Origin of the sequence: Acidisphaera rubrifaciens HS-AP3 (assembly GCF_000964365.1) — a bacterium.
GTDB lineage: Bacteria > Pseudomonadota > Alphaproteobacteria > Acetobacterales > Acetobacteraceae > Acidisphaera > Acidisphaera rubrifaciens.
In genome coordinates, this window is record NZ_BANB01000192.1 from 1 (window position 1) to 1,672 (window position 1,672).

A 1,672-nucleotide genomic window follows, 5' to 3' on the forward strand; every position below is an offset into this window, starting at 1 on the left:
GCCCGCAGGCCCATCAGGCCGAGGCGCGGTCGATCGCCGCTGACGCCTCCGCCCGGCCGGGCGGGCGCGGGCGGGGGTGCCAACCGCGCGTCGATGCGGGCGCGCACCCACGCGTCGAAGGCCGGATCGACGTCGCGCAGATCCTCCAGCAGCCGCGCCGTCGCGGCGTCGCCCGGGGCGGGAAGGTCCGTCGTGACGCCGTCGGGCGCGAGGCACAGATGCTCGCGGCCGTTGCGCAACCCCTCGATGCCGCCCGACGCGAGGGCGTCCTGCAGCTCCGCCAGCGCCTGACGCAGCGAGCCGCGCGCCTGCGCGCCACGACTGCGGCTCCACAGCAGGCCCGCCAGGGTGGCCCGCGCGACCTTCTCCGGCGCGAGCAGGACCAGGACGGCCAGCAGGGCGCGGGCCTTGCGCGCGCGCGGCAGCACCGACAGCCCGTCCCCGGTCACCGCGTCCATCGTGCCGAGAAGCCGCACCCGCAGGGCGACCGGCGGCAAGGTAGCGGGGTGCGGCGCCGGCGCGGGGACGGCTGCGGCCGGTGTCCGTTCGACGAGCGCATCCATGGCAAGACTCACCGGTTAGCGGGAGTATTTCGTAAGGGAAATACTACCTTAACGTGTATTCCGGCGGTGGCGAGCCATGAGGCGAAATTATTTTCGCGGCGTCTTCAATGCCGTGTCGCGGCCGCGCCGCCATGGGCGCGCAGGGTCGCGCGGCCCAGCAGCTCGCCCACGTCGTCCGGACGCAGACGGTGCGCCACGGTCCGCACATGCGTCAGCCCGAGCAGATCCTGACAGGCCGCGAAGGCCGCGCGGAGATCGGGATCGTCGGCGCGCGCCTCGACCACCACGTCCGGGTTGCAGCCCGCATGCGCGAGGCGCGCCAGCAGGAACCAGGAGGTGATGCCGGCCAGCTCCTCCTCGCACAGGACGGCCGCGGGGCGGCGAAACTTCAAGGCGGTGATGAGGTCGTCGGCGTCGCTGACCGCGATCACCTCATAGCCCAGCAGGTCGCACAGCCGCCGGCAGCCGTCCGGCAGCCGGCTTTCGCGGCCGACCAGCATCAGCAGCAGCCGTTCGGGAGGCGGGACCGCGTCTTCCTGCGCGGTCGCCTCATCCGGATCGACAAAAGAGGGTGTGTCGAGGTCCATCGCCTGTCCGCCTTTCCGCCGTCATCCCACACCGGGGTGCAGGCGGACGGTTTCACCGGCGATACGGCCCCGCAATCACGCTGCGGGGCCGGCGGCGCGAAATATGCGTCAAGCGGCGGCGGCCCGCGTCGCGGTTACTTCCAGGTGATGACGACGCGGCGGTTGGCGGGTTCCGGGGTGTCGTCGGCCGTCGGCACGACGGGATTCGCATCGCCCAGCGCGGTCGCCTCCAGCCGGTCGGCGGGGATGCCGCGGGCGATCAGCCCGGCCTTGACCGCCTCCGCGCGGCGGGCGGCCAGCATCAGGTTGGCCAGTTCCGACCCTTGTTTGTCGGTGTAGCCGGCCACATACATCATCAGCGGATGGCCGTCGCGATAGGTGCGGGCCGCGGTGTCCAGCTGGGCTTCCGCCTGCGGCGTCAGCGTGGCGCCGCCCTGCGCGAACGACACCACCAGCTTGTCCGCACCTGCCGGCTTCGGCGCCGGGGCGGTCGCGGCGGCGGCGGCGGTCACCGGCGCCGGC

General features: G+C 73.3%; 2 protein-coding genes and 1 pseudogene. All 3 read right to left on the bottom strand.

Features of this window, described 5'->3' with window-relative positions; all coding sequences use genetic code 11:
• A pseudogene (locus B8460_RS06895) lies at positions 1–563 on the bottom strand (hypothetical protein); the annotation flags it as partial.
• Between the two features lie 104 nt (positions 564–667).
• On the bottom strand, positions 668–1,150 hold the full coding sequence (locus tag B8460_RS06900; RefSeq protein WP_048860846.1) for a hypothetical protein: 483 nt from the start codon (positions 1,148–1,150) through the stop codon (positions 668–670).
• A 134-nt stretch (positions 1,151–1,284) separates the two neighbouring features.
• On the bottom strand, positions 1,285–1,672 hold a 388-nt coding region (locus B8460_RS06905; RefSeq protein ID WP_148360422.1), incomplete at its 5' end, for an OmpA family protein.

Coding starts and splice junctions, on each gene's coding strand:
- B8460_RS06900 (WP_048860846.1), bottom strand. CDS start 1,150: ATGGACCTCGACACACCCTCTTTTGTCGATCCGGATGAGGCGACCGCG.